Here is a 19153-nt window from a genome sequence, read left to right on the forward strand (position 1 = left end):
GCGGGCGCCCAGCAAAAAGAAAAAAACAAAAACGCGGGCCCGCCGCGGCGCCCCCCCGCTCGGTCGTTTCTGTTTCTGGCGTCGATCAGGCGCCGGTGAAAGCCTGCAGGCCGGTCTGGGCACGGCCGAGGATCAGGGCATGCACATCGTGCGTGCCTTCATAAGTGTTCACCGCCTCCAGATTCACGACGTGGCGGATGACGTGATACTCGTCCGAAACACCGTTGCCGCCATGCATGTCGCGGGCGACGCGGGCGATGTCGAGAGACTTGCCGCAATTGTTCCGCTTCATCAGGGAAATGGATTCCGGCGCGCAGGTACCTTCGTCCATCATCCGGCCGAGACGCAGGCTGCCATGCAGGCCGAGGGTGATCTCGGTCTGCATGTCGGCCAGCTTCTTCTGGATCAGCTGATTGGCGGCGAGCGGCCGGCCGAACTGCTTGCGGTCGAGGGTATACTGACGCGCCTGGTGCCAGCAGAATTCGGCGGCACCGATCGCGCCCCAGGAAATGCCGAAGCGGGCCTTGTTGAGACAACCGAAGGGACCCTTCAGTCCGGCGACGTTCGGCAGCATGTTCTCTTCCGGGATTTCGACATTGTCCATGACGATTTCGCCGGTGATGGAGGCGCGGAGGGAGAATTTACCCTCGATCTTCGGCGCGCTCAGACCCTTCATGCCCTTCTCGAGGATGAAGCCGCGGATCTGGCCGTCATCGGTCTTCGCCCAGACGACGAAGACGTCGGCGATCGGCGAATTGGTGATCCACATCTTCGCGCCATTGACCAGGTAGCCGCCCTGGACGCTTTTCGCGCGGGTGACCATGCTTCCCGGGTCGGAGCCGTGGTCCGGCTCGGTCAGGCCGAAACAGCCGACCCATTCGCCGGTCGCGAGCTTCGGTAGGTACTTCTGCTTCTGCTCTTCGCTGCCATAGGCATAGATCGGATGCATCACAAGACTGGACTGCACGCTCATGGCGGAGCGGTAGCCGCTGTCGACGCGCTCGACCTCACGGGCGATCAGGCCGTAGCAAACATGGTTCACGCCGGCGCAGCCATAGCCATCGATGGTGCAGCCGAGGAAGCCGAGCTCGCCCATCTCGTTCATGATCTCGCGATGGAAGACTTCGTCACGGAAGGCTTCCTGTACCCGCGGCATGAGTTTGTCCTGACAATAGGCGCGTGCCGCATCGCGGATCATGCGCTCTTCCTCTGTCAGTTCCTGTTCGATGAGAAGGGGATCCTCCCAGTCGAATTGAGGCCGCGACGAACTTGCCGCTTTGGCGGAACTGACGGCAGGTTGGACAGACATTGGGTGGCTCCCGAAGTTGCTGTATTCGATGGATGAGGTATATACGCCGAAGCAATATAGCTTCAAATTTCCGTTGGAGCATTGATGCCGTTCTGCCCTGTCGCTCCGGATGGCCGAACAGCGGGATCTAAACGATGGCGCGCAAACTAGACGAACGCGGCGTGATAATCGAGTTTCTGCCGTCGGGCAGCTACGTGAAGGTCAGCGCCTTCGATCCGGTCACGATGACGGAGGTTTCGATCGTCGGCAATCCGGCGAGCGGCGAAACTGTGTTGCGGCACACCGTGTTGCGAAAGCTCAGATACGTGCTCGAAAAGAACAACCCGTCCAAACCGGCGGCGAGACGCGGAAGACTGGTTTGACATGCAATAAAAAACGCCGGGACAGATTTCCGTCCCGGCGTTTTTTGTTGTTCGGCCGATTAGCTCGCTTTGCGCTTGCGTCCGCCGCGCTTCACTGCGTTGCGGCCAAGGCCAATCTTCTTCGCGAACTCCGAGCGCTGCGCGGCATAGTTCGGCGCAACCATCGGATAATCCGCCGGGAGCCCCCATTTCGCGCGATACTCTTCCGGGGTCATGTTGTAGGTGGTCCGGAGGTGCCGCTTGAGCATCTTGAGGCGCTTGCCGTCCTCGAGACACACAATGTATTCGGGCGTAATCGAACGCCGGATCGGGACAGCCGGTTTCGCCGGCTCCGCTTCCGGTTCGCTTACTTCAGTATTGAGACGCGACAGGGCCTCATGAACGGTGCTGATGATCTCTGAAATCTGGGAAGCGGCCACGGTGTTATTTCCGAGATAGGCCGACACGACGTCCGTCGTCATGCGCAGTAGTTCAGAGGAGCCCAGATTTTCTTCGCGGGATTCTTCGGTCATTTTGCGATCCGATAATGAACTTTAAAGTGATGATCTCGTGTGCGGAACATTGTCCCGACCGAAGTAGTTGTCAAGAAATAAACTTCATTCCGTTTTCCATATGCTGAACATGGATCTCATATTTTCGGCTGATTTCTGGGAAGCTTCATTATCTGGAATTTACGGTCAAAATACGGCCGCGAATATATTGTGGCGTGAATGTCAGTCTATGCGAGCGATGCAGAGGACTTAGGCGCGGAAATAGTGGTGCGCAGGAGTCCGGGTGGCGTATATAGTGGGCTCGCCGCAACGAGGAGCGTTTGGTCGGACGGAAAATGGCAGATAACGCAATCGTGATCGGATCGGATCACGCCGGATATTCTTTGAAGCAAGTATTGATTGCTCATCTCAAAGATAAGGGGTGGGACGTGGTCGATGTCGGCACTCATGGTCCGGATTCCGTCGATTATCCCGATTTCGGCAGCGCTGTGGCCAGGGCCTTGAAAGACGGCAAGGGCGACCGCGGCATCGTGGTTTGCGGTACCGGGATCGGGATTAGCATTGCCGCCAACCGCCACGCGTGGGTGCGTGCGGCACTTTGTCACGATATCACCTCAGCCCGACTTTGCCGGGAGCATAACGATGCGAATGTTCTCGCGCTTGGCGCACGGCTGATTGGGGAAGAAGTCGCGAAAGACTGCGTTGACGTCTTTCTCGGCACAGAATTTGGAGGCGGCAGGCATCAGCGTCGCGTAGACAAACTTGGTTTGACCGAGAGCACATAACCCTTGCGCTTGCGCGACGGCGGAGGACCGGTTAGGCCCATCGCACCGCCGGACCCGAACTGGAGCTGACATGTCCGCTTTTGAGACCACCACGACCGACAATCCGTTCTTCGCCACGCCGCTCGCCGAGAGCGATCCGGAGCTGTTCGGCGCGATCACCGAGGAACTGCACCGTCAGAAGGATCAGATCGAGCTGATCGCTTCGGAAAACATCGTCTCGCGCGCCGTTCTCGAGGCGCAGGGATCGGTCCTGACGAACAAGTATGCCGAAGGGTATCCGGGGCGCCGCTACTATGGCGGCTGCGAATTCGTCGACAAGGCGGAAGCGCTGGCGATTGAGCGGGCGTGCAAGCTTTTCAATTGTGCCTTTGCCAATGTGCAGCCGCATTCAGGCGCGCAGGCAAATCAGGCGGTGATGCTGGCGCTGGTGCAGCCGGGCGATACCGTCATGGGAATGTCGCTCGCGGCCGGCGGGCACCTGACTCACGGGGCGCCGCCGAACCTGTCAGGCAAGTGGTTCAAGGCGGTGCAATATGGTGTGCGGAAAGAGGACGCGCAGATCGATTTCGATCAGGTCCGGGCGCTGGCCGAGGAACACAAGCCGAAGCTGATCATCGCGGGCGGTTCCGCCTATCCGCGTGAGATCGATTTCGCGAAGTTCCGTGAGATCGCTGATTCCGTCGGGGCCTATTTCCATGTCGACATGGCGCATTTCGCGGGATTGGTCGCCGGCGGCGCGCATCCGAGCCCGCTCCAGCATGCCCATGTGGTCACCACGACGACGCACAAGACCCTCCGCGGCCCGCGCGGCGGCATGATCCTCTCGAACGATCCGGAACTCGGCAAGAAGATCAATTCGGCCGTCTTCCCGGGCCTACAGGGCGGTCCGCTGATGCATGTGATCGCCGCGAAGGCGGTCTCGTTCGGCGAGGCGCTGACACCGGAATTCAAGACCTATTCCCGCCGGGTGGTGGAAAACGCGCGCGCGCTTTGCGACGTCCTGAAAGAACGCGGGCTCGATATCGTTTCCGGCGGTACGGACACTCATGTCGTGCTTGTCGACCTTCGCCCGAAAGGGCTGACCGGGAATGTTGCGGAGCAGGCGCTGGAGCGCGCCGGTATAACCTGCAACAAGAACGGTGTTCCGTTCGATCCGGAAAAGCCGATGGTAACCTCCGGGGTTCGGCTCGGCACCCCAGCCGGCACGACCCGCGGTTTCGGGGTCGCCGAATTCAAGCAGATCGGAAATCTGATCGGCGATGTCCTGGACGCCGTCGCACAGAATCCGGACTCTAGTTCACTGACCGAGGATAAGGTGCGCGCTGAGGTCGGCGTGCTTTGCGATCGGTTCCCGATCTACTGAGCGGGACGGCGGTCCGGGGAGACCGCGCTTACAGGATCGATTGAAGGGGGAAAGAGATGCGCTGTCCGTTCTGCGGTCACACCGATACCCAGGTGAAGGATTCCCGTCCGACCGAAGACAGTGCCGCCATCCGGCGGCGCCGGTTCTGCCCGGCATGCGGTGCCCGGTTCACGACGTTTGAGCGGGTTCAGCTCCGTGAACTGACCGTGGTGAAGAAGACCGGCAAGCGTGCCCCCTTCGATCGCGACAAGCTGGTGCGGTCGATCCAGATCGCCATGCGCAAGCGCCCGGTCGATCCGGAGCGCGTGGAACGGATGGTGACCAGTATCGTGCGTCGGCTCGAAAGCATGGGCGAGGCGGAGATCCCGTCCGAGGTGATCGGGCAGATGGTTATGGAATCTCTGGCAAACCTAGATCAGGTTGCCTATGTCCGCTTCGCGTCGGTCTACAAGAACTTCCGCGAAGCCAAGGATTTTGAGGAATTCGTCGAGGAAATCAGTCACGACGGAGACGACTGAGCGGCCCTCGCATCCAAGGATCCACGGCCGGCGGCAAACTGAGGCCGCGTCGCGCGCGGGGACGCGGCAAGGCGGGGACGGAGGCCAATGCAGTCTGACACCACTTTCATGCGGCACGCCCTCGCGCTCGCGCGCAGGGGGCTCGGCAGGGTAGCCCCCAATCCATCTGTCGGCTGCGTCATCGTCAGGAACGGCGAGATCGTCGGGCGCGGGTGGACGCAGGAGGGCGGACGCCCCCATGCCGAAGTGGTCGCACTCGCGGATGCCGGCGCCGACGCGGCGGGCGCGACGGTCTATGTGTCGCTCGAACCATGCGCCCATCATGGGGCTTCCCCGCCGTGCAGTGATGCACTCATCGCCGCCGGAGTCGCCCGCGTCGTCTATGCGCTGAGGGACCCCGACCCCCGTGTCGACGGTGCGGGCCACGGCAAACTCGCGGCGGCCGGCATCGAGATCGTCGCCGGTGTGCTGGAGAAGGAAGCCGAGGAGCTCAATATCGGTTTCCTCACCCGGATCCGGAAGAACCGTCCCGCCGTAACCCTGAAACTGGCGACATCCCTCGACGGCAAGGTAGCGCTCGCGAACGGACGCAGCCAGTGGATCACAGGGACCGGCGCGCGCGCCGTTTCGCATCAGATCCGGGCGACGCACGACGCGATCCTCACCGGTATCGGCACGGTCCTCGCGGATGATCCGGCGCTGACCTGCCGTCTGCCGGGATTGACCGCACGCTCACCGCTGCGGGTCGTTCTTGACGGAGGATTGAGACTGACACCGGATCGCGAGGTCGCGGAAACTGCGCATGAGGTGCCGACCCTGGCAATCACGGCGGTCTCGGAGGATGATCCTCGAGCGACAACTCTGAAGGCCGTCGGAGTCGAGGTCGCCGGAGACATGCCTGTCGTGGACGGCCGGCTTGACCTCGAAGCAGTGCTTAAGCTTCTCGCGGAACGCGGGATCACCCGGCTGATGGTCGAGTCCGGCGGCGAACTCGCGACGGCTTTTCTGCGCCGGGAACTGGTCGACGAACTCGTCTGGTTCCGGGCGCCGGCCATCATCGGAGAGGACGGGGTCGGCGCAGTGCGCGATCTCGGTCTCGAACTGCTCGAATTCATGCCGCGTTTCGAACGGCGTGATGTCAGAAGCGTGGGCGAAGATCTGGTGGAAACCTACCGCCCGCGAAACTAGGTTACGGCCATGTTCACAGGAATTATCACGCATATCGGTACGGTCTCCCGTATCGAGAAGACTGGGGATACGCGTATGACGGTATCGGCCGGTTTCGATATGGACAGCGTCGCGATCGGCGCCTCGATCGCCTGTTCCGGATGCTGCCTGACCGTGGTCGACAAGGGACCCGGCTGGTTTGCCGTCGATGTCTCCGCCGAGACGCTCTCCAAGACCAATCTGTCGTCCTGGAAAGAAGGGACGAAAATCAATCTGGAGCGGGCCCTGAAGGTCGGTGACGAGCTCGGCGGCCATATCGTCAGTGGACATGTCGACGGCCTCGCCGAGCTCGTTTCGATCGCTCCGGAAGGCGACAGCCACCGTCTGACCCTGCGTCCGTCGCCGGAGCTCGTCGCTTTCGTCGCTCAGAAAGGATCCGTCACGCTCGACGGTATCTCGTTGACGGTAAACGAGGTTTCCGCAGAGACCTTCGGCGTGAACATCATCGAGCACACCTGGAACGAGACCACTCTCAGCGACCGCGGGCCGGGCGACCAATTGAACATGGAAGTCGACATGCTTGCCCGCTATGTTGCGCGCCTGATTGATGTCCGGGATCTACGGAATGTCTGAAACCGCTGAATCGCTCGGCGAAGTCTTTCGCACTGCTCTCTCCTCCATCGAGGAGGTGGTCGAGGAGGCGCGTCAGGGCCGCATGTTCATCCTTGTCGATGACGAGGACCGTGAGAACGAGGGCGACCTCTGCATTCCGGCGCAGATGGCGACGCCCGAAGTGATCAACTTCATGGCCAAGCACGGCCGCGGGCTGATCTGCCTCTCGATGGAACGCGAGCGGATCGAGAAGCTCGGTCTGCCGCTTATGTCGGCCAACAACGGCACGCGGCACGAAACCGCCTTCACCGTCTCTATCGAGGCGCGGGAAGGAGTGACGACCGGAATTTCGGCACATGACCGGGCGCGCACGATCCAGGTCGCGATCGACCCGCGCGCGGCACGTGACGATATCGTCACGCCGGGTCACGTCTTCCCGCTTATGGCGCGAGATGGCGGCACGCTGGTCCGCGCCGGGCATACCGAGGCGGTCGTTGATATCGCCCGCATGGCGGGGCTCAACCCGTCGGGCGTGATCTGCGAGATCATGAACGACGACGGCACCATGGCGCGACTGCCGGATCTGGTGCAGTTCGCGCAGTTTCACGGCCTCAAGGTCGCGACCATCGCCGATCTGATCGAATATCGCCGGCGCACCGAGTCGGTCGTCCAGCGCTCCGTCGAGACCACGCTGGACAGCGCCCATGGCGGCGACTGGCGCATGATCGTCTACGTCAACAAGATCACCTATGCCGAGCACGTCGCTCTGGTGAAGGGCGATATCACCACGGCGGACCCGGTTCTGGTGCGTATGCACGCGCTCAGCATCATGGAAGACGTGCTCGGCGACCGGACCGGCGCCCGCGCCGGCGGCGAGCTGCAGAACGCCATGCGTCAGATCGGTGAGGAGGGGCGAGGCGTCGTCGTCCTCATCCGTGAACCCTCCGCGACCGCACTCTCGGACCGGGTGCGCCGGAAGTTGCGCGCCGAGGCCGAGGGCAAGGGCAGCGAGAACGAACTCAGGGATTACGGTGTCGGCGCCCAGATTTTGGTCGATCTCGGGGTCAGCGACATGATTCTTCTCAGCAATCACGACCGGAATATTGTCGGGCTCGAGGGCTACGGACTGACCGTGGCGGAGCGTCGCGGCGTAAAGACAGGAACCGAAGGAGCGGGCGAATGAGCCGCATTCTGATCGTCGAGGCACGCTTCTACGAAGATATCGCCGACGAATTGGTGAAAGGCGCCTCGGCGGCGCTCGAGGCGGCGGGCGCAGAATTCGAGCGGCTCGAGGTGCCCGGAGCGCTCGAGATCCCGGCGGCGATCTCATTCGCCGCGCAGCGGAACGACGGTCCGGCCTTTGACGGCTATGTCGCGCTCGGCTGCGTCATCCGGGGCGAGACGACGCATTACGATTATGTCTGCGGTGAGAGCGCACGTGGCCTGCAGGATCTGGCGCTCTGGGAGGGCCTTGCCATCGGCAACGGGATCCTGACCGTCGAGAACGGAGAGCAGGCCTGGGCGAGGGCCTCGGTCGGGCAGAAGAACAAGGGGCGGGACGCTGCGGAGGCGGCTCTTGCGATGGCTGCCATCAAGCGCCGTTTCGGAATCGAGTGAGTCCAGGATGAGCAAATCGAGCCAGAAGGCATTGGACCGCAAGCGCCGCACCGCGGCGCGTCTTGCCGCGGTGCAGACGCTTTACCAGATGGCGATTACAGGCACGCCGGCACCGCGTGTGATTGCGGAGTTCAAGGAACTGCGGCTCGAGGGCGGCGCCGACGACGAGAGCTTCGGTCCGGCGGATCCGGTATTCTACGAGAAGCTCGCGGCCGGCGTGGCCTCCAATCTCGACGCGGTTGATCAGCTCATTGCCGGGGCGCTCTCCGAGGATTGGGCGCTCGACCGGCTCGAGACCATTGTCCGCAACATCCTGCAATGCGGCGCGCACGAATTGCTGGCCCATGGCGACATTCCGGCGCCGGTCGTGATCTCGGAATATGTCGATGTGGCCCACGCTTTCTTTGCGGAGAAGGAGCCGGGTTTCATCAATGGGGTGCTAGACCGGATCGCGCGCACCGTTCGTGAAGATGAGCCCGGAGCTGCGGCTCTCGGTTCCGAAAGTGCCTGAGTGGTGAAACGCCTTGGCGAGTTCGAACGGATCGCGCGGTACTTCGCGCCGCTCGTGAAAGGGCAAAGCGAGGCCCTCGGGCTTGCCGATGATGCGGCGATCGTTACGCCGCCGGCAGGAATGCGGATGGCGGTGACCGCGGACGCGCTGGTCGCCGGGGTACATTTCCTCGAGAGCGATCCGCCGGACCGGATCGCGCGCAAGGCGCTCCGCGTCAATATTTCCGATCTCGCGGCGATGGGCGCCGAGCCTTACGGCTATACCGTCACACTCGCCCTGCCGTCAGGAATGGCGGATCCGGAGGGGTGGCTGGAGCGGTTCGTCACGGGCCAGCGCAGCGACCACATCACCTTCGGGCTGAAGCTGCTCGGCGGCGATACCGTATCCACACCCGGACCGCTCACCATCTCCGTGACGGCGTTCGGCTGGTTACCGGAAGACCGGGCCCTGCTGCGCAGCGGTGCCCGTCCCGGAGACGATATCTATGTCTCTGGGACAATTGGAGATTCGGGGCTCGGACTGGCCGTGCTCAGGGGCCGGATCTCTGGCCTCGATGACGATGCGGAGCAATTCCTGATCGACCGCTATCAGGTTCCGGAGCCGCGTCCGATGTTGGGACGGGCCTTGCTGCGGGTGGCAAGCTCGGCGCTCGACATCTCGGACGGCCTGGCCCAGGACCTCGGACATATCGCCAAGTGTTCTTCCGTCGCCGCGGAAGTCTCCTTGTTTGCAATCCCGGTTTCTCAAGCTGCTGCGGCCGTGATGCGGAGTGGCCAGGCCAAAGCTGCGGATCTGGTTTCGTCCGGCGACGACTACGAATTACTCTTCACCGCCCCGAAGGAGGGTAGGGAAGAGGTCATGTTGCGAGCCGAGGAAGCCAGCGTACCGGTGACCCGGATCGGGACGGTCCGCGCCGGTTCCGGCGTCGATTTGCTCGACGCCGACGGAAAGCCTCTCATACTTGAGCGCCGGGGCTATACCCACGCCTAGCGCGTGAGTTAAATAAGTGCATGAAGATTATTGTCATCCTCGTCGTCCTGCTCGCGCTTGTCGGCGGAGGCGTCTACGGCGTCTCGATGTTTGCGCCGGGGCTGCTTCCGCCGCAGGTCCTCTCCTTGCTCGGTCAGGAGGTGCCGCCGGAAGACGAGAACAAGGTCGAGGAGCGGCCGGCGGTGACCCAGCTCATCGATCTGGAGCCGCTCAGTATCCCGATCTTCCGCGACGGGCAGGTCGAGCGCTTTCTGGTCCTGCACATCTTCATCGAGGTCGAACCAGGGCCGGATTTCGAGCTGGTGAACCGGGAAAAGGTCCGCATCATTGATGCCTATCTCGCGTATGTGCATGCGCTTTCCTCGCTCGATATCAAACCCGGCATCAATGACCGGGCCTTTCTGAAACAGCGTCTGATGGCGAAAACCGAGGAAATCGTTGGCAAGGGCGTCGTCGTCGATCTTCTGTTCCAGAACGTTTTCGAACGGCCGTTGCAGGGCTAGACACGTGCTCAGGTGCTTGCGGAACTGGCGGGTTCCCGGCAGCCGTGCTACCAGACGGTCCTCATTTCGAATGACCCGCGATTATCCATGACCACTTCCACGATCGAAGACCGCGATCCGACGGTTCGCAATGTCGTTCTTCTGGCGATCTGTCAGGCGCTCGCCATGACCGGCATGTCAGTTAACATGACCGTGACTGCGCTGGTCGGGCAGCAGCTTGCCTCGGATCCGGCCTGGTCGACGGTCCCGCTCGCGCTTCAGTTCACGGCGACGATGGCGACGACCTTGCCGGCGTCCTTTCTGATGCGGAAGGTCGGACGGCGCGCCGGTTTCGCGGTCGGGATCACGATCGGGATCCTGGGGGCCCTGCTTGCCTATCACGGCATCTTCGAGCGCAGCTTCGCGATCTTCGCCTCTGGCTCGATGATGATCGGATGTTTCCAGGGCTTCGCCGTGTTCTACCGCCATGCGGCGGCCGACACGGCCAGCGCGACCTTCCGCAGCAAGGCGATCTCTCTGGTCCTTGCCGGCGGTGTCTTCGCCGCGATCGTCGGTCCGGAACTCTCGAAATGGTCGTACGATCTCTTTACGCCTGTGCTCTATGCTGGCTGCTTCATTGTTGTCGCTTGCGTCCAGGCGCTTTCCTTCGCTTTCCTCTATTTCGTTCATATTCCGCCGGCGCGCCATGCTCCGGACAGCCCGAACATCCGCCCGCTGTCGGTGATCGTTCGGCAGCCGACCTTCATCGTCGCGGCCATTGGGGCGATGATCGGATACGGGGTGATGAGCTTCGTAATGACTGCAACGCCGCTGGCAATCGTGGGGTGTGGCTACGAGTTCCGGGACGCCGCCTTCGTCATCCAGTGGCACGTGCTGGCAATGTACGCACCGTCCTTCTTCACCGGCTCTCTGATCCAGCGATTCGGGGTCCGGCAGGTCATGATGACCGGTGCAGTGATCCTTGTCGGCGCCGCCTCGGTAAACATCAGCGGGCTCGAAATAGAACGCTTCTGGCTGGGTCTCGTCATGCTCGGGATTGGCTGGAATTTCATGTTCGTCGGCGGAACCTCTCTGCTCGCCGAATGCCACAGTCCGGAAGAGCGTGCGAAGGTGCAGGGCCTGAACGATTTCCTAGTCTTTGGAACGGTTACGGTCTCTTCCTTCGCCTCCGGTGCGCTGCTCAACGCGTTCGGCTGGAACGCGGTCAATTATGGAGTTTTACCGCTCCTTGCCATCGCGGGCTCAGTCATTGCCGTTGCTTTGTGGCGCCAGCGTTCGCCCGTATAAAGACCGTAAATGTAATTGCGGATTCAGTTAGATACGCTTTACAGGACCCAAATTTTTGCTAGGTTTTCCCCCACTTGGAGTGGTGGGGCGGAGACCGGCAAAAATCTTTTCGCTGTCTGCTAATTTCACCCTTCGATTTGAAATGCCAGTCGGAGTCCGGCGCAAAGACCGGACCCGGCGGCGAGGAAACGTGTTCAGAAGATAGAAGGGTTTCGGATATGAGCGGAACTTTGGCTTTCGTCCTCCTTTGCGGAGTGGCGGCCTTGCTCTACGGACTATGGGCGATCCGGTCGGTTCTTGCAGCCGACGCGGGATCTGCGCGGATGCAGGAAATCGCGGGCGCCATCCAGGAAGGCGCAGCGGCGTATCTCAATCGCCAATATACGACGATCGGCATCGTCGGCGTCGTGGTTGCGATCATCCTAGCGGTTACGTTGGGGATGACGGTCGCGATCGGCTTCGTCATTGGGGCCGTTCTGTCCGGCGTCGCGGGCTATATCGGCATGCACGTCTCCGTGCGGGCCAATGTCCGTACCACCCAGGCGGCGACTGTCGGCATGGTCCCGGCGCTCGACATCGCCTTCAAGTCCGGTGCGATCACCGGCATGCTCGTCGTCGGTCTCGGCCTGCTTGGGGTGGCCGGATATTACGGCATCCTGCTGGGCATGTATGACGCCTCTACCGACGCGGGCCTGCGTCACATCCTCGAGGCGCTCGTTGCCCTCAGCTTCGGCGCGTCTCTGATTTCGATCTTTGCCCGTCTCGGCGGCGGCATCTTTACCAAGGGCGCCGACGTCGGCGCCGACCTCGTCGGTAAGGTCGAGGCCGGGATTCCCGAGGACGATCCCCGCAACCCGGCGGTGATCGCGGACAATGTCGGCGACAATGTCGGCGACTGCGCGGGCATGGCGGCGGATCTCTTCGAGACCTACGCGGTGACCGTGGTCGCGACCATGCTCCTCGCGGCGATCTTCTTTACCGGCGAGAGCATGACCTTGATGCTGACCTTCCCGCTGCTCATCGGCGCGGTCTGCATCCTTGCCTCCGTCGTCGGCGCCTTCTTCGTGCGGCTCGGTCCGGACAAGAAGATCATGAAGGCGCTCTACAAGGGCTTCATCGTAAGTGCGGTACTTTCCGCCATTCTCATCGGCGGTGTCGTCAGCCAGGTCATCGGCTGGGATACGGTGATGGCGATGAAGAACGGTATTGAGGTCACCGGCACGACGCTCTTCGGCTGCGCGCTGGTCGGTCTGGTTGTGACCGGCCTGATCGTCTGGGTGACCGAATATTACACCTCGACTGAATTCCGTCCGGTGCGATCCATCGCGAAATCCTCCGAAACCGGCCACGGCACCAACGTGATCCAGGGGCTCGCCGTTTCGATGGAGGCGACCGCGCTGCCGGCGCTGATCATCTCCGGCGGCATCATCGCGGCTCACCTGCTTGCGGGCGTGTTCGGCATCGGCATCGCGGCAACCACGATGCTGGCGCTTGCCGGCATGGTCGTCGCGCTCGACGCCTACGGACCGGTCACGGACAATGCGGGCGGTATCGCCGAGATGGCGGAACTGCCGGAATCGGTGCGTGAGACCACCGACGCGCTGGACGCGGTCGGCAACACCACCAAGGCGGTGACCAAGGGCTATGCCATCGGATCCGCCGGCCTGGCGGCGCTGGTGCTGTTCGCGGCCTTCACCGAGGACCTCAACCACTACTTCCCGGAGCTCAACGTCAAGTTCGAGCTGCAGAACCCGTATGTCGTGGTCGGTCTCTTCATCGGCGGTCTTCTGCCCTATCTCTTCGGCGCTCTCGGCATGCAGGCCGTGGGCCGTGCCGGTGGCGCGGTCGTCGAGGAGGTGCGGCGGCAGTTCCGTGAGCATCCTGGCATCATGCAGGGGACCGAGAAGCCGGAATACGGCCGTGCGGTCGATATGCTGACCAAGGCGGCGATCAAGGAAATGATCGTGCCGTCGATGCTGCCCGTGCTGGCCCCGATCGTGGTCTATTTCGTGATCAGCCTGATCGGCGGACAGGGCGCTGGCTTCACCGCGCTCGGCGCGATGCTGCTCGGCACCATCGTGACCGGTATCTTCGTTGCGATTTCCATGACCGCCGGCGGCGGCGCGTGGGATAACGCGAAGAAATACATCGAGGATGGTCATCACGGCGGCAAGGGCTCGGAAGCCCACAAGGCCGCGGTGACCGGCGATACGGTCGGCGATCCCTACAAGGACACGGCCGGCCCGGCGGTGAACCCGATGATCAAGATCGCCAACATCGTGGCGCTCCTGCTTCTGGCGGCGCTCGCCGCCTGATCGGGCACAAAGATCAAAGAGGAAAGGCCCCGCGAATGCGGGGCCTTTTCGTTCTGACGATGAAATCTACTGGCTGCTGAAGGCGCCGTCCTGGTTGAAGCGGCCGATATTCCCGAACAGCTGCTGCAGGAACGAAATCCGCTGGCCCGCGGTCTGGGTCTCGCGGCCGACATACTCGATCCGCTTGCCGTCTTCCTTGTTCAGGCGGCCAATGCTATCGACGATCCCGTTCTGGTCGAAAGCGATATAGATCACCCGCTGGTCGAGCACGTCCTCCGCGAAGAAGGCGGTCTGCTCCGTGCGGCGCGCGATATACATCCAGGTTTCCTGGCCAAACTGGCTTTCCGTCGAGGGGGAGCCGAGCAGGGCGAGCACGCGTCCCTTGTCGCTTTCGCCAGGTTCGATGGCTGCGAGGGTCTCGATATCGACCATGTTGCCGTGGATCGCGACCCGCGGTGAGCAGGCGGCCAGTCCGAGGGCGATGATCGCGATTGCGAGGCCGGTACGCTGGAACCGTTTGCGGCTCACTCGTTCTCTCCGTGACGTCCTGTCAATAATTGATAGCCACCTTGCCCGGGGGGCAGGCGGGTTGCCGCCAATTTGGGGACCGACCGGCCCGAGGTCAACAATCCTGTTGCCGGTCGTTGACGCGGGGCGGCCCCGACGCCATTTTGCGCGCAACTCAAACCGGAAGCGGGATCGCGCGGTGTTCAGCAAGTTCTTCAGGCGCAATGCGTCCGCCGATGCGGCGGCGAAGGCCTATCAGGAAATCGTCAGGCAGTCCCGCCTGCCTGTCTTCTATACCCGCTTTGGAGTGCCGGACACGCTCGATGGCCGCTTCGACCTTCTGGTGCTGCACACGGCGCTGGTGCTTATCCGGCTGAAGGGGGAGAAAGGCGAATCGGAAGCCTTCTCGCAGGCCCTTTTCGATACGCTCTTCACCGATATGGACCAGTCGCTCCGGGAAATCGGCGTGAGCGATATCTCCATCGGCAAGAAGGTCAAGGAGATGGGGAGGGCTTTCTACGGCCGCCTCGAAGCGTATGAAGCGGCCCTGCAGGCTCCGGAGACGGACCGCGGGGAGGAACTGGGCGGAGCGTTGTTGCGCAATCTCTATCGCGGAGAAAGCGCGGCCGAGGCGCATTCGGGAGCAATGGCCGCATACGTGATTGCCCTGGCCGCTCACCTGGGCGAGCAGACGCAAGAGCGGATCACTGGCGGCGACATCGGTTTTCTCGCTCCATGAGCCCGTTTCCCACGCTTGCCGCTTGAGAGCGGGGCACGCTGCGCATATTGTGCGCTTCCCATGGAAACGACAGCCAAGACCGAATTCTCGCGCCCGTTGCGGATCAAGGATCTGAAGAAGCGGGTCACCCATCTGGAGGTGGAAGCCACGCCCGCAGAGTGCCGCGCGCTCGCGGAACGCTTCGGGCTTCCGGCCCTTGCTTCCCTTAAGGCGACCGTCTCGATCGAGCGTCTCGCCAAGGACAGGGCGGTGCGGATCGCGGGTACCATCGTGGCGCACCTGAATTACCTGTCGGTGGTTTCGCTCGAGCCGTTCGAGGCGGATATCGCCGAGGAATTCAGCGAGGTTCTGACAGGCGCGGCGGATAGCGGTCATCAGGTCGAGGTGGACCTGCCGCCGGATGATGAAAATATGGGGCTGATAGAGGATGGCGGGTTTGACCTCGGTGAGGTCATATCCCAGAATCTGTCGCTGCTGCTCGACGAGCATCCGCGCAAGCCGGGAGAAGAGGAAGCTCCGGACGGAATCGTCTGGACGGACAGTGACGCAGAAGACGAAGACGAGAACCCGTTTTCGGTTCTGGCAGAGATGCGGGACCGACTTCGAAATGGGGACTAAATTTATTGAACTTTTGTGAAGCTTTGCCTATGACCCTCGTGCATCCTCCTTCCTGCATTCCGTATCTGTGGAAGGTTAACTGTCGAGGGTTTTCGAAACGCGCCGCTGTGGCCGCGTCTTCAACCTGGATGATGTCGAACACATGGTAGACGGTCCAACACTGGCCCTGGACGCTATGGGCGGCGATCACGCGCCCGATATCGTGATTCGCGGGGCGGATATCGCGCTTGCGCGGATGCCCGATCTCAAGCTGATTCTGGTCGGTGACGAGGCGCAGTTGCGCCCGCTGATCGAAAAGACGAAACGGCTCGCGACCAGCAACTTCACGCTGATTCACACGGACAAGGCGGTCGGGGCAGCTGAAAAGCCGTCCGTGGCGCTGCGCTCCGGACGCAATTCCAGCATGCGACTTGCCATCAATCAGGTGGCGGAAGGCGCGGCGGACGGTGTCGTATCGGCCGGCAATACCGGCGCCCTGATGGCGATGTCGAAGTTCGTACTGCGGATGTGTCCGGGGATCGAGCGCCCGGCGATCGCCAGTTTCTTCCCGACCCGTCGTGGCGAGACCTGCATGCTGGATCTCGGCGCGAACGTGGACTGCGACTCCCAGAATCTTGTCCAGTTCGCGCTGATGGGGGAAATCTTCTCTCGCCTGGTGCTCGGCCTCAGCCGCCCGACGGTCGGTCTGCTGAATGTCGGCAGCGAGGAGCAGAAAGGCAGCGACGCGGTGCGCGGCGCCGCCGCCATCCTGCGCGAGATCAAGTCGGAGAGTTTCGAATATATCGGTTTCGTCGAGGGCGACGACATCACCGCCGGGACGGTCGACGTGATCGTCACCGACGGGTTTTCCGGCAATATCGCCCTCAAGACCGCCGAAGGCACCTCGCGGATGATCACTCAGTTCCTGCGCGATGCCTTCAAATCGTCCTGGGCGGCCCGCATCGGCTATCTACTGTGCCGCGGCGCGCTGGAACAGATGCGCAAGCGCCTCGACCCGCGCCGCTACAACGGCGCCGTCTTCCTCGGCCTCAACGGTATCAGCGTGAAGAGCCATGGCGGAACCGACGCGCTCGGGTTCGCCAATGCTGTTTGCGTCGCCGCCGATATGTGTCGTTACGGTTTCCTGAACAAAGTCAAAGAAGAGATCGCACTCTACGGTGATTACGAGGGTGCGGCCCTGACACGCCAGACATCGGTAGCTTCATGACCCTGAAGAAGTCTCTGCTGGTCGGCTGCGGCTCCTACTTGCCGCAGCGGATCGTCACGAATGACGAGTTGGCGAAGAAAGTCGACACGTCGGACGAATGGATCTCGAAGCGGACCGGTATCCGGCAGCGCCATGTCGCCGCAGACGGCGAGATGACGTCGGACCTCGCCGTCGCTGCGGCACAGGCCGCGCTCGAAAATGCCGGGATGGAGATCGCCGATATCGATCTCATTGTCGTCGCAACCACGACGCCGGACGATACCTTTCCGTCCACCGCGACCAAGGTGCAGGCGAAGCTCGCAATGGATCACGGCGCGGCGTTCGATATCCAGGCGGTTTGTGCCGGGTTCATCTATGCGCTGGCGACAGCCGATAATTTCATCAAGGCCGGGCAGGCGCGCGCGGCGCTGGTGATCGGCGCCGAAACCTTCAGCCGCATTCTCGACTGGGAAGACCGATCTACCTGCGTGCTGTTCGGCGACGGAGCCGGTGCGGTCGTGCTGCGCGCGGCGCGTGACGACGAGGATGCCGACGATTTCGGCGTGCTCTCGACCCATCTCCATTCGGATGGCAGGCACAGGGATATTCTCTATGTCGACGGCGGTCCGTCCTCGACCAAGACCGTCGGTCATGTGCGCATGGCCGGGCAGGAGGTGTTCCGCCACGCCGTCTCCAAACTATCCGGCGTGATCGACGAGGCGCTGGCCGCCAACGGACTTGAATCCACCGCCATCGACTGGCTGATCCCGCACCAGGCAAACGCACGGATCATCAAGAGCATGGCGCAGAAGATGAAGCTGCCGGACGAAAAGGTTGTTTCGACCATCGCCCGGCATGCCAATACCTCGGCTGCGTCGGTGCCGCTCGCGCTCTCCGAGGCGATGGCGGACGGCCGGGTCAAGAGAGGCGATCTGGTGCTCTTCGAAGCGATCGGCGGCGGTCTCGTCTGGGGTGCGGGACTGGTCCGAATCGGCGCTCCCTGAATAGGATCTGGCGCGTGCCTTTTTTCCGCCATATTGTGGCTTAGATTCCGGCGCAATCGCGCTAATTTCCCTCTGTTTCAGTAGGTTAAGTGCTGTGCCCGAAAGCCGCAGAAATCTCCCGTCAATTGGCGCCGGGCGGTCCGATATTAGGTCAGAAAACGCCTCCAAATTCCTGTAATAAGTCGATTAATTGACGGTGCCGATTTTCCGCGATACTTTAGGCTCCTAAGGATGGGGGTGGCTATGACTGGTAAGACGGTTACACGGGCTCAATTGAGCGAGGCAGTGTACCAAGAAGTCGGTCTTTCTCGTAACGAGTCCGCCGAATTGGTTGAAGCTGTTCTCGAAGAAATTGCGCAATCCTTGTCTCGCGACGAGGTGGTCAAGATCTCTTCTTTCGGAAGTTTCCTGGTACGCCAGAAGGGGGAGCGCATCGGTCGCAATCCCAAGACCGGCGAGGAAGTTCCGATTTTGCCGCGTAAAGTGCTGGTCTTCAGGCCTTCCCATGTCCTCAAGAACCGGATCAACGAAGGGCTTGGCGGCGACGCCGGGTGAGTACGGAGGCATGACGCCTAATGGCTATGCAAACCGACCATCAGAGCACTGGGACGCGTAGGAACGGCAAGTCCGCGTCGGCTTTCCGCACGATCAGCGAAGTTGCAGACGATCTTGAGGTTCCGCCGCACGTTCTCCGTTTCTGGGAAACCAAGTTCTCTCAGGTGCGGCCGCTGAAACGCGGCGGCGGGCGGCGTTATTACCGTCCGGAGGATGTGGCGCTGCTGCGCCGGATCCGGACGCTGCTCTATCAGGATGGCTACACCATCAAGGGCGTGCAGAAGCTGTTGAAAGACGGCGGCGCGCGCGCGGCCATGCGCAATGACGGCGGCGAGTACGATCCGGAAATTCCGGGGCCGAACAGCGCCGCGAAGTCCGACGACGCGCAGCCGGGCCTTCCGTTCGAGGCTGACGGGTCCCAGGCATCGGTTGACGGCAATGGCCAGGACGGTCTTGCCACCGACGCGATGGAAGAGGTCAGGACCGCGCTCGGCGAGCTGGAATCCCTGAAAAAAGCTCTGGACCGGGTCCGGCGCTGAGCGGATTTCCGATTACAATCAAGAAAATGAACGATGCAGGCGCTTCAAGGCGCTTGCTTCGGCATTGGTGACGGGCTAGAGAGACCGTCTCAATCGGTCGGAGCGTAGCGCAGCCTGGTAGCGCACTTCACTGGGGGTGAAGGGGTCGTGGGTTCGAATCCCGCCGCTCCGACCA

General features: G+C 62.1%; 22 protein-coding genes and 1 tRNA gene. 20 read left to right on the top strand and 3 right to left on the bottom strand.

Annotation, left to right across the window (positions count from 1 at the left end; genetic code table 11):
* Window positions 1–85: 85 nt before the first annotated feature.
* Window positions 86–1309 carry an acyl-CoA dehydrogenase gene (locus tag IG122_RS03460; protein WP_193180510.1) on the bottom strand — a complete coding sequence of 408 codons (1224 nt, stop codon included), beginning with the start codon at window positions 1307–1309 and terminating at the stop codon, window positions 86–88.
* A gap of 134 nt (window positions 1310–1443) precedes the next feature.
* On the opposite strand from IG122_RS03460, the gene IG122_RS03465 reads away from it, so the two are divergent.
* On the top strand, window positions 1444–1671 hold the full coding sequence (locus IG122_RS03465; protein ID WP_193180511.1) for a DUF6898 family protein: 228 nt from the start codon (window positions 1444–1446) through the stop codon (window positions 1669–1671).
* A 59-nt stretch (window positions 1672–1730) separates the two neighbouring features.
* On the opposite strand, the gene IG122_RS03470 is transcribed toward IG122_RS03465, so the two are convergent.
* Complete coding sequence (locus tag IG122_RS03470; RefSeq protein ID WP_193180512.1) at window positions 1731–2183, bottom strand: MucR family transcriptional regulator; 453 nt, start codon at window positions 2181–2183, stop codon at window positions 1731–1733.
* A gap of 314 nt (window positions 2184–2497) precedes the next feature.
* Between IG122_RS03470 and rpiB the strand changes: the two genes are divergently transcribed.
* The 12 genes from rpiB (at window position 2498) to IG122_RS03530 (ending at window position 13830) form a co-directional block, all read left to right on the top strand.
* A complete protein-coding gene (gene rpiB, locus IG122_RS03475) occupies window positions 2498–2947 on the top strand; it encodes a ribose 5-phosphate isomerase B (RefSeq protein ID WP_193180514.1) in 450 nt (149 codons plus the stop codon).
* 70 nt (window positions 2948–3017) lie between these two features.
* Entirely contained in the window at window positions 3018–4310 is a 1293-nt protein-coding gene (glyA, locus tag IG122_RS03480; protein ID WP_193180516.1) for a serine hydroxymethyltransferase, read from the top strand.
* 56 nt (window positions 4311–4366) lie between these two features.
* Window positions 4367–4828, top strand: a complete 462-nt coding sequence (nrdR, locus tag IG122_RS03485) for a transcriptional regulator NrdR (protein ID WP_193180518.1) — start codon at window positions 4367–4369, stop codon at window positions 4826–4828.
* Window positions 4829–4915: 87 nt separating this feature from the next.
* Window positions 4916–6016, top strand: a complete 1101-nt coding sequence (ribD, locus tag IG122_RS03490; RefSeq protein WP_193180520.1) for a bifunctional diaminohydroxyphosphoribosylaminopyrimidine deaminase/5-amino-6-(5-phosphoribosylamino)uracil reductase RibD — start codon at window positions 4916–4918, stop codon at window positions 6014–6016.
* Between the two features lie 9 nt (window positions 6017–6025).
* On the top strand, window positions 6026–6628 hold the full coding sequence (locus IG122_RS03495; protein ID WP_193180522.1) for a riboflavin synthase: 603 nt from the start codon (window positions 6026–6028) through the stop codon (window positions 6626–6628).
* On the top strand, window positions 6621–7790 hold the full coding sequence (gene ribB, locus IG122_RS03500) for a 3,4-dihydroxy-2-butanone-4-phosphate synthase (RefSeq protein WP_193180524.1): 1170 nt from the start codon (window positions 6621–6623) through the stop codon (window positions 7788–7790). Before IG122_RS03495 ends, ribB begins: the two co-directional genes overlap by 8 nt.
* Entirely contained in the window at window positions 7787–8224 is a 438-nt protein-coding gene (locus IG122_RS03505; RefSeq protein WP_193180526.1) for a 6,7-dimethyl-8-ribityllumazine synthase, read from the top strand. The genes ribB and IG122_RS03505 overlap by 4 nt, the downstream gene beginning before the upstream one ends.
* A 7-nt stretch (window positions 8225–8231) precedes the next feature.
* Window positions 8232–8735, top strand: a complete 504-nt coding sequence (nusB, locus tag IG122_RS03510; RefSeq protein WP_193180528.1) for a transcription antitermination factor NusB — start codon at window positions 8232–8234, stop codon at window positions 8733–8735.
* Window positions 8736–9725: a thiamine-phosphate kinase gene (gene thiL, locus IG122_RS03515; RefSeq protein WP_319024802.1), complete on the top strand. Its 990-nt coding sequence runs from the start codon at window positions 8736–8738 to the stop codon at window positions 9723–9725.
* A gap of 20 nt (window positions 9726–9745) precedes the next feature.
* Entirely contained in the window at window positions 9746–10228 is a 483-nt protein-coding gene (locus IG122_RS03520) for a flagellar basal body-associated FliL family protein (RefSeq protein ID WP_193180530.1), read from the top strand.
* An 87-nt stretch (window positions 10229–10315) separates the two neighbouring features.
* A complete protein-coding gene (locus tag IG122_RS03525; protein ID WP_226893314.1) occupies window positions 10316–11515 on the top strand; it encodes an MFS transporter in 1200 nt (399 codons plus the stop codon).
* Window positions 11516–11733: 218 nt separating this feature from the next.
* Window positions 11734–13830, top strand: a complete 2097-nt coding sequence (locus IG122_RS03530) for a sodium-translocating pyrophosphatase (RefSeq protein ID WP_193180531.1) — start codon at window positions 11734–11736, stop codon at window positions 13828–13830.
* 66 nt (window positions 13831–13896) lie between these two features.
* Here the strand turns inward: IG122_RS03530 and IG122_RS03535 are convergent, their stop codons facing one another.
* Window positions 13897–14358: an outer membrane protein assembly factor BamE gene (locus IG122_RS03535; RefSeq protein WP_319024803.1), complete on the bottom strand. Its 462-nt coding sequence runs from the start codon at window positions 14356–14358 to the stop codon at window positions 13897–13899.
* Window positions 14359–14536: 178 nt separating this feature from the next.
* On the opposite strand from IG122_RS03535, the gene IG122_RS03540 reads away from it, so the two are divergent.
* The 7 genes from IG122_RS03540 to IG122_RS03570 all read left to right on the top strand — a co-directional run bounded on the left by IG122_RS03540 (window position 14537) and on the right by IG122_RS03570 (window position 19153).
* Window positions 14537–15076 (top strand): ubiquinol-cytochrome C chaperone family protein, encoded by a 540-nt coding sequence (locus IG122_RS03540; protein WP_319024804.1) that lies wholly within the window; start codon window positions 14537–14539, stop codon window positions 15074–15076.
* Window positions 15077–15136: 60 nt separating this feature from the next.
* Window positions 15137–15694, top strand: a complete 558-nt coding sequence (locus tag IG122_RS03545; protein WP_193180535.1) for a YceD family protein — start codon at window positions 15137–15139, stop codon at window positions 15692–15694.
* Between the two features lie 142 nt (window positions 15695–15836).
* Window positions 15837–16901 (top strand): phosphate acyltransferase PlsX, encoded by a 1065-nt coding sequence (plsX, locus tag IG122_RS03550; RefSeq protein ID WP_193180536.1) that lies wholly within the window; start codon window positions 15837–15839, stop codon window positions 16899–16901.
* The gene (locus IG122_RS03555; protein WP_193180538.1) at window positions 16898–17884 is read left to right on the top strand and encodes a beta-ketoacyl-ACP synthase III; all 987 of its coding nucleotides are present in this window, start codon (window positions 16898–16900) and stop codon (window positions 17882–17884) included. The genes plsX and IG122_RS03555 overlap by 4 nt, the downstream gene beginning before the upstream one ends.
* 243 nt (window positions 17885–18127) lie before the next feature.
* Window positions 18128–18439: an integration host factor subunit alpha gene (locus IG122_RS03560; RefSeq protein ID WP_193180539.1), complete on the top strand. Its 312-nt coding sequence runs from the start codon at window positions 18128–18130 to the stop codon at window positions 18437–18439.
* A 20-nt stretch (window positions 18440–18459) separates the two neighbouring features.
* A complete protein-coding gene (locus IG122_RS03565) occupies window positions 18460–18978 on the top strand; it encodes a MerR family transcriptional regulator (RefSeq protein ID WP_226893315.1) in 519 nt (172 codons plus the stop codon).
* Window positions 18979–19076: 98 nt separating this feature from the next.
* Window positions 19077–19153: transfer RNA gene (locus IG122_RS03570), tRNA-Pro, on the top strand.

It is taken from the genome of Nisaea sediminum (genome assembly GCF_014904705.1).
Lineage (GTDB): Bacteria > Pseudomonadota > Alphaproteobacteria > Thalassobaculales > Thalassobaculaceae > Nisaea > Nisaea sediminum.